The organism is Phenylobacterium sp., assembly GCF_035475775.1.
Taxonomy (GTDB): domain Bacteria; phylum Pseudomonadota; class Alphaproteobacteria; order Caulobacterales; family Caulobacteraceae; genus Phenylobacterium.
Window position 1 is genome coordinate 1 of sequence record NZ_DATIMC010000142.1, and the last position, 8,172, is coordinate 8,172.

Sequence of the window (8,172 nt, forward strand, 5' to 3'; positions counted from 1 at the left end):
CGCCGCGTGGGCGGGGTTGAGGCTCGCATCGGGATTGAGCCGCAAAAAGGCCTCGGTCAGCGACTCCTCGGGCCGCAACATGGCGGTCTGCTGGTCGAGCAGCGCCGCCGCGACGCCCAGGCGCACGCGGCCTGAGGTGGGTGCAAGCTCACCGCAGGCGAGGCGGATCAGCGTGGTCTTGCCGGCGCCGTTGGGCCCCGAGACCGCGACACGCTCGGGCCCGACGAGCCGGAACGAGACGTCCGACAGCACCGGCGACCCGTCGGCATAGGCGAAGCCGGCGCGCTCGAAGACCAGCACCGTGCGACCGGCCGGCAGGCCCGAGGGCGGCAGGTCGAAGGCCAGCCGGCGCACCCGCTCGACGTTCGCTTCGGCCTCGGCGAGGCGCTCGCCGGCGTCGGCTTTGAGCCGTTCGGCGAGCCGGCTCTGGCGCCCACCCGTGGCCTCGGCGCGCTCCGCCTTGGCGTCGAGCAGCATCTTCGGCGCGTCGCCTTTGGCTCGGGTGCGCCGCCCGGCGGCGTCGCGCCGCGCCTTGCGCTCGGCGGCGAGCTGGGTCTCGCGGCCGACCCGGGCGAGGCCGGCGCGGGCGTCGGCGAGCGCGCGGGCTGCGGCGGCGTCTTCGGCGGCCCTGCGCTCGGCATAGAGATCGTAGCCGCCGCCGTAGAGGCGCGCGCCCAGGCTGGAGAGCTCGACGATCCGGTCCATCCGGCGCAGCAGCGCCCGGTCGTGGCTGACCACCAGCGCCCCGCCGCGCCAGCCGCCCAGCGTCTCGGCCACCCGCGCCCGGCCGGCAGCGTCGAGGTTGTTGGTCGGCTCGTCGAGCAGCAGCAGGTCGGGCGCGCGGGCGAGGAGCGCGGCCAGCGAAGCGCGAGTGAGCTGGCCGCCGGAGAGGCTCGCCGCCGGCCGGCGAGGGTCGAGACCGCCCAGGCCGAGCTCGGCGAGCGCAGCCTCGAGCCGGGCCTCCAGCGCCCAGTCCGCCTCGGCGAGGTCTTCCGCCGTTCCCTCCCCGGCCTCGATCCGGCGGAGCCTGGCCAGCGGCTCGGCCAGGCCCATGACCTCGGCGACGGTCGCGCCGGCCGGCGGCTCCGCGAGCTGCCGCAGCAGGCCCACGCTCCCTCGCCGCGCGATCGCGCCCGCCGCCGGGGCGAGCTCGCCGGCGATGGCGCCGAGCAGGCTGGTCTTGCCGGCGCCATTGCGGCCGACCAGCCCGGTGCGCTCGGCGCCCAGGCTGAGCGTCAGGTTTTCGAAGAGCGGACGGCCGTCAGGCGTCCTGAGGGCGAGACCGTCGAGGGTGACGAAGGCAGGCATGGGCGACCGGGGCTGCGTTGACGTGCGGGACGAAAGGGGCATCCGTCACGTGACGCATGGTCGGCCTCCTGCTGCGGGGCGGTTGTACAGGCGCAGGCGCGCGCCCGGCAAGCCCGCCGGGGCGGCTCAGGGCCCGACGGCGACGATCTCGCCCGAGGCGGTGTCGGCGTGCAACTCGCCCATGAAGGCGTAGGTCCCGGGCTTCAGCGGCCCGACCGTGAAGCTCGCCCGGCCGTGCGGGGTGACGTCCTTCTCCACGCGCAGGTCGTCGCTGTCGAACTCCTCGGAGGCGGCGTCCTGGTTGACCAGCTCGATGCGGATGGGCTGCCCGGCGGGAACGCTCACCCGATCGGGCGTGAAGCGATGGTCCTTCAGGGTCAGGGCGACGGTGACGGGCCGCCCGTCGTCGGCCGCGGCGGCGCCGGCCAGGGCGAAGGCTGCGAAGAGGGCGAGGACCGTGAGGCGCGGGATCATCGGGAGGACTCCAGGGTTCGGACTACGCTTATCCTGCAATTGACAATCGTTCGCAACTGGATATGCGAATGTTTCGCAACAACAGGAGTGGGCGATGCGACGATGCACGTGGGCGGCGGTGGCCGCCGCCGGGTTGGCCGCGATGGCCTGGGCCGGGGCGGCTGCGGCCGACGAGCCCGGCTTGGGAAACGCCGTCTACAGCCCCTATGTGAAGAATGGGATCACCGAGATCGAGGTGCGCGGCGGCCGGCTGACGGGCGGAGCCGACGACGGCGACTCCGGGGTGGTGGTGGAGCTCGAGCACGGTTTTTCCGACCGGCTGAGCCTGGCGCTGGTCACCGAGCTCGAGGACGGGGTCGGCGAACGCCGCAAGGTCGACGCCATCGGGCTGGAGGCGGTGAGCTACTTCGGCCAGATCCCCGGCGTCGGCGTCGATGTGGGCGGCTATCTCGAGTACGAGCAGCGCATCCACAATGAATCCGGCGTGCTGGAAAGCAAGATCCTGCTCGCCAAGCAGACCGGCCGCCTCGAGACCCTGGTCAACCTCATCGCCCAGCAGCCGCTCACCGATCGCCCGGGCGAAGGCGCCACGGCGTTCGGCTATGCGGCGCAGAGCACGCTCGATGCGGGCCGCAACCTGCGCCTGGGGGTGCAGGCGTTCGGCGACCTCGGCTCGAGCCGCAGCTTCGGCGGTCATCAGTCGCACTTCGTCGGGCCGGTGGCGAAATGGGAGGTGCGGCCCTCCGGCCGGGCCGGCGAGATCGAGCTGGAGGCGGCCTATCTGTTCGCCGCCGGGGCAGCCCGCCACGACACCGACGGCCAGGTGCGCCTGGCGCTGGAGTGGGAGAAGCGCTTCTAGCTCGTGCTTGTGAGCCCGACGCACGGTGTCCCGCCGAGATGTCGTTTGTGCGGGGCGGCAGGCTTTTCGATGATGGCGGCGCTTCCAAGGAGGCTGCCATGATCGTCCTGCCCCTTGCGGCCACCGCCGCCCCGGCCCGCGCGGCGCCGCAACCGCGCCTCGCCGCCCTCGCCCTCCTCCGCGAGCTTCGCGCGCTGTGGTGGTGGGGGGTGCGCCGCCACGTCGCGGAGCTGAACGGCTTGCCGCGCGAAGCCGTCGACGCGCCGCCGCGGCTCCGCTGGCCGTTTGCGCACTTGTGATCTTTCCTCACAGACGAGGCGCCGAGATGTCGATTGCTCTGTGAGCTTACGGATCCGATGCTGCACCGCACCGTGATCGGAGCGCACAGATGTCCAGGCGCCGCTACCTGCCCCTGACCGCTCTGCGGGCCTTCGAGGCCTTCGCCCGCCACGGCAAGATGAGCCTGGCCGGCGACGAGCTGTGCGTCACGCACGGCGCCGTGAGCCGCCAGGTGCGCAGCCTGGAGCAGCTGGTCGGCGTCAAGCTGACCCAGGGCCCGCGCAACAACCTGCAGCTCACCGACGCCGGCCAGAAGCTCGCCCGCTCGCTGGGCGCGACCTTCGACGAGATCGAGCGCAGCTTCCTGGAGCTGCGCGGCGAGGCGGACCGCGAGATCCACATCTCCTGCGTCGGCACCTTGGCCATGCGCTGGCTGATCCCGCGCCTGCCGGCGTTCCACGCGCGCCATCCGGAGCTGGAAGTGCGCGTCACCGAAGCCTACGGGCCCGTGGATTTCGCGCGCGAGCCGTTCGACGCGGCGATCCGGCTCGGCGAGAGCGCGGCGATCGAAGGCGGCGTGGCGATCCCCTTCCTCGACAACTTCCACGGCCCGGTGCTGTCGCCGGCGCTGATGGCCGGTGGTCTCAGCCTGGCGCAGTTCGCCGCCCTGCCCCGGCTCGACACCCGCACGCACCCGCAGGCCTGGGCCGAGTGGGCGGGCCACGCTCACGTGCTCCTGCCGGAGTCCGCCGAACACCGCGAGTACGAGCACATCTTCTACACGCTGGAGGCCGCCGCCGCGGGCCTGGGCGTCGGCATCTCGCCGTGGATCTACGTGGCCGGCGACATCGCGGCCGGCCGCCTGGCGGCGCCCTTCGGCTTCGCGCCCACCCCGATCCGGTTTCATCTGGTGCTGCCGGAAAGCCCGGCCAAGCGCAAGGCGCTCGCCGCCTTCCGCGACTGGCTGCTGGAGGAGGCCGCGACCGCCCCGCCGCCGCCGCGCATGGAGCTGGTCGGGGCCTGAGCCGAATTTAGAGTTAGTCGGCCTAATTTGAATATTGACGCCCGCGCGACTTTCGAATTAGCGTCACTCACATGAAATCAGCAGCCCTCAAGCGTCCCTATCGCCAGACCGCCCGCGCGGCGGCCGCCGAGGCGACCCGCGAGCGGATCCTGGACGCCTTCATCGATCGGATGCGCGAAAGCTGGTTCGACGAGATCCGCCTGGAGGAGGTGGCGCGCGACGCCCAGGTGACCGTGCAGACGGTGATCCGCCGGTTCGGCGGCAAGGACGGCCTGCTCGAGGCCATGCACGAGCGCTCCGACCGCGAGATCCGCATGCGCCGCGCCGTGCGCCCTGGCGACCTCCAGGGCGCGGTGCGGGTCCTGACCGAGGACTACGAGGCGATCGGCGGCCTGATCCTGCGCCTGCTGGCCCAGGAGGACCGCTATCCCGCGGTGAAGCGCCTGACCGATGTGGGCCGCGCGGCCCACCGGGGCTGGATCCGGGAGGTCTTCGCGCCCTGGCTGCAGGCCCTGCCCGCCGCCGAGGCCGAGCGGCGGCTCGACGGCCTGGTGGCCGCCATGGACCTCTACGTCTGGAAACTGGTGCGGCGCGACATGCGCCGTCCGATCGCGGAATACCAGGCCCTCGTCCGCCGGCTGGTGCTGGCCGTGCTGGACGCCGGGACCGCCGATCCGTCGCAGCTGACAACTGGGGAGTGAGGCCATGAACGCTGAACCGAGACGTTTCCTGTTCGCGACCTGGGAGGGCGGGGGCTCCGTCGCGCCGGCCCTGACGGTGGCGCGCAAGCTGGCCCGGCGCGGCCACCGCGTGCGGGTGATGAGCGACCGCTGCAACCGTCCGGAGGTCGAGGCGGCCGACGCGGAGTTCCGGCCCTGGACGCGGGCGCCCAGCCGTCCCGACCGCTCGCGCCACACCGACCTGATGCGCGACTGGGAGGCGCAGTCGCCGCAGGAAGGGATCGCCCGCACCCTCGACGCCGTCTGGGCGGGCCCCGCCCTCGCCTACGCCCAGGACCTGATCGAGGAGCTGCGGCGCGAACCCGCGGACCTGGTGGTGAGCAGCGACATGCTGTTCGGGGTGATGGCGGGCTGCGAGGCCATGGGCCAGCCGCTGGCGCTGCTGGCGGCCAACGTCTGCCTCTATCCGACGCCGGGTCTGCCGCCGATGGGGCCTGGGCTGACGCCCGCGGCCACGCCGCAGGACGAGGCGCTGCACCGGGAGATCGCCGCGGGCGTGATCGCTCTGACCGACCACGGCCTGCCGGCGCTGAATGGCGCGCGTTCCGCCCTCGGCCTTGCGCCGCTCGAGCACCTGGTCGACCAGGCGAAGGCGGCCGAGCGCCTGCTGCTCGCCACCAGCCGCGCCTTCGACTTCGCCCCGCCGAGCCTGCCCGACCACATCCGCTACGTCGGCCCGCAGCTGGACGCGCCGTCGTGGGCCGAGCCTTGGGCCTCCCCCTGGCCTGCCGGCGATCCCCGCCCCCTGGTCGCGGTGGGGTTCTCCACCAGCTTCCAGAACCATGCGGCGGTCATGCAGCGGGTGATCGACGCGCTCGGCGAGCTGGCGGTCCGCGGCCTGGTCACCCTGGGCGGCGCGCTCGAGCCCTCGGAGCTGCGCGGGACCGACAATGTCCGCATCGTGCACAGCGCGCCGCACGATGCGGTGATGCGCGAAGCGGCCGTGGTCGTGACGCACGGCGGCCACGGCACGGTCAGCCGGGCGCTCATGCACCAGCGTCCGATGCTGATCATCCCGCATGGCCGCGACCAGACCGACAACGCGGTGCGCGTGACGCACCGGGGCGCCGGACTGAGCCTGACGCCGGCCGCGGGCACGGCGGAGATCCGTACCGCGCTTTCCCGTCTGCTCGAGGAGCCTGGGTTCCGCGAGGCGGCCGCGCGGCTGGGTTCCCGGGTCGCCGAGGAGGTCCGCAGCTCGCCCGTGGTCGAAGAGCTCGAGGCGCTCGCCCAGGCGCGGCTGGAGCAGCCCTGCGTCGCCTAAGATACCAGCCGCTTCAGGGCCGTCTGCATCAGCCGCACAGGCGAGGCCCCGCGCCGCCGGCTTCGCGGCGCGGCGGCCACCTCGGCGATCTTCCTGGCGCGCGGCAAGGTGAGATGCTTGCTGATCTCCGCGAGCAGCCGCAGCACGTCGCCCGCCGCGTCGCTGGCCGCGTCCCACTCGGTCACCCCGCAGTTGCTTGCGAAGGCGTGCTGATAGGCGATGCGGCTGCGCAGCACCGACTTGGCCACCGGCAGCTGACCGAACCTCAGGCGCTCCACGGCCTGGGTGACCACAGGGTTCTCCTCGCCGTTCCGCATCGGCGGGCACTGGTTCAGCACCACGAGGCCGGGCGCGCCGGTGCGCTGCACCAGCGCAATGGTCTCCTTCACGGCCGCGAGGTCGAGGACGGTGGGGCGCGCGACCGCCAGGACCAGGTCCGAGTGGTTCATGCACTGGACGATTTCGGACTCCGGCTGGGTCGGCGTGTCGATGATCAGCAGGTCGCAGCCGTTGCGCTTGCAGGTCTCCTGCAGGACCCAGAGCTTCCCGGCGTTGGTCTCGATCAGCATCGAGGCGGCTTCCTCGCGCGAGCGGAGGATCTCCGTCGATGAGCGCAGCGGGTCCATGTCGGCGAGCACGACCTTGAGGCCGGCCTGTCGGGCGGCCATCGCCAGGCTCACCGAAACCGTGGTCTTGCCCGCGCCTCCCTTGCGGGAGTTCACCGTCACCGTCTTCACGCGCGATCCCTGTCCCCTGGGGAGAGGGATAGCCGATTCATGGTTTCCGACATGTTAGCGGTCACCTCCGGTTGCATCGCCCCCGGGGTTCACTTGAGCCTCGCCGAAGTTCCGGCTCTAAGGGACCGATCGCGGGGCTCGGAGGTCGGAATGGCGGCGGTTGAGGCGGCGGCGGGGCGCCCGCGCGTGGAGCTGACGGTCCGGGGCGTGGCCCTGGGCGTCTTGATCACCTTCCTGTTCACCGCGGCCAATGTCTTTCTCGGGCTGAAGGTGGCGCTCACCTTCGCGACCTCGATCCCGGCGGCGGTGATCTCCATGGCCCTGCTCAGGGCGTTCCGGGATTCCACCATCGTCGAGAACAACATCGTCCAGACGGTGGCCTCGGCGGCCGGCGCAATGGCCTCGGTGGTGTTCGTGCTGCCGGGGCTGGTGATCGTAGGCGCCTGGACCGGCTTTCCGTACTGGACGACGTTCCTGATCTGCGCGGTCGGCGGGGTGCTGGGGGTGATGTACACGATCCCGCTCCGGCGGGCGCTGGTCACCCAGTCGGACCTGCCCTACCCCGAGGGCGTGGCGGCCGCCCAGGTGCTGATCGTGGGCTCGGCGCGCCATGGCGAGGAGACGCCGCAGGGCGCCGCCGACAGCAAGCTCGGCCTCCTGGCGATCAGCGTCGGCGCCGTGGCCGGCGCGGCCTTCGCCCTGATGACCGCAACGCGGATCTTCGCGAGCGAGGTCGGGCGGTACGTCCGCACGCCGAACGGCGGAGCCACCGGTCTGGGCGCGCAGATGTCGCTGGCGCTGATCGGCGCGGGGCACCTGGTGGGCGTGGCGGTCGGCGCGGCCATGCTGGTCGGCTTGATCGTCGCCTGGGGCGTGGCGGTTCCGATCCTGACCGCGGCCTCGCCGGCCGCGGGCTCGGCCGCCGACTGGGCGCAGAGCGTCTGGAGCCACCAGGTGCGTTTCGTGGGCGCAGGCGCGATCGGGGTGGCGGCGATCTGGACTCTCGCCAAGCTGGCCATTCCGCTGTGGACGGGGATCGCCGCGGCGGTCGCGGCCGAGCGGCGGCGGCGGGCGGGCGAAGGCGGCGAGCTGGCGATCACCGAGCAGGACATCCCGATCGGGATCATGGGCGCGGTGTCGCTCGCCTGCCTGGCGCCGATCGCAGCGCTGCTGGCGGTGTTCCTGGCCGGCGGGCCGCTGGGCGGGCTGGTGGTTCCGCTGACCCTCGCGGCCGTGCTCTACATCGCCGTCGCCGGCTTCGCGGTGGCGGCGGTCTGCGGCTACATGGCCGGGCTCGTGGGCTCCTCCAACTCGCCGGTCTCGGGACTGGGGATCCTCTCGGTGCTAGGCGCGGCGCTGATCGTGGCGGCGCTCGGCCTGCCGGTGGTCCACGGCGGCGACACGCGGCCGCTGGTCGCCTTCGCACTCTTGGTCACCTCGGTGCTGCTGGCCGCGGCGGTCAGCGCCAACGACAACCTGCAGGACCT

At 72.7% G+C, this 8,172-nt stretch carries 9 protein-coding genes; 6 read left to right on the forward strand and 3 right to left on the reverse strand.

Features of this window, described 5'->3' with window-relative positions:
• Together VLI41_RS16500 and VLI41_RS16505 are read right to left on the reverse strand one after the other, a co-directional pair.
• A partial coding sequence (locus tag VLI41_RS16500; protein WP_325269182.1) for an ATP-binding cassette domain-containing protein occupies positions 1-1,308 on the reverse strand: 1,308 nt, incomplete at its 3' end.
• 126 nt (positions 1,309-1,434) lie between these two features.
• Positions 1,435-1,782 carry a cupredoxin domain-containing protein gene (locus VLI41_RS16505; RefSeq protein WP_325269183.1) on the reverse strand — a complete coding sequence of 116 codons (348 nt, stop codon included), beginning with the start codon at positions 1,780-1,782 and terminating at the stop codon, positions 1,435-1,437.
• 94 nt (positions 1,783-1,876) lie between these two features.
• Here VLI41_RS16505 and VLI41_RS16510 point away from each other — a divergent pair, with 94 nt between their 5' ends.
• The 5 genes from VLI41_RS16510 to VLI41_RS16530 all read left to right on the forward strand — a co-directional run bounded on the left by VLI41_RS16510 (position 1,877) and on the right by VLI41_RS16530 (position 5,948).
• Positions 1,877-2,641: a hypothetical protein gene (locus tag VLI41_RS16510; protein WP_325269184.1), complete on the forward strand. Its 765-nt coding sequence runs from the start codon at positions 1,877-1,879 to the stop codon at positions 2,639-2,641.
• Between the two features lie 98 nt (positions 2,642-2,739).
• Positions 2,740-2,940, forward strand: coding sequence for a hypothetical protein (locus VLI41_RS16515; protein ID WP_325269185.1), 201 nt, complete (start codon positions 2,740-2,742; stop codon positions 2,938-2,940).
• Between the two features lie 89 nt (positions 2,941-3,029).
• Positions 3,030-3,944, forward strand: coding sequence for a LysR substrate-binding domain-containing protein (locus tag VLI41_RS16520; protein WP_325269186.1), 915 nt, complete (start codon positions 3,030-3,032; stop codon positions 3,942-3,944).
• Positions 3,945-4,015: 71 nt separating this feature from the next.
• Positions 4,016-4,645: a TetR/AcrR family transcriptional regulator gene (locus VLI41_RS16525; protein ID WP_325269187.1), complete on the forward strand. Its 630-nt coding sequence runs from the start codon at positions 4,016-4,018 to the stop codon at positions 4,643-4,645.
• A gap of 4 nt (positions 4,646-4,649) precedes the next feature.
• On the forward strand, positions 4,650-5,948 hold the full coding sequence (locus VLI41_RS16530; RefSeq protein WP_325269188.1) for a glycosyltransferase: 1,299 nt from the start codon (positions 4,650-4,652) through the stop codon (positions 5,946-5,948).
• Here the strand turns inward: VLI41_RS16530 and VLI41_RS16535 are convergent.
• The gene (locus tag VLI41_RS16535) at positions 5,945-6,685 is read right to left on the reverse strand and encodes a ParA family protein (protein WP_325269189.1); all 741 of its coding nucleotides are present in this window, start codon (positions 6,683-6,685) and stop codon (positions 5,945-5,947) included. The two genes, VLI41_RS16530 and VLI41_RS16535, sit on opposite strands and share 4 nt — an antisense overlap.
• Positions 6,686-6,835: 150 nt before the next feature.
• On the opposite strand from VLI41_RS16535, the gene VLI41_RS16540 reads away from it, so the two are divergent.
• A partial coding sequence (locus tag VLI41_RS16540) for an OPT family oligopeptide transporter (RefSeq protein WP_325269190.1) occupies positions 6,836-8,172 on the forward strand: 1,337 nt, incomplete at its 3' end.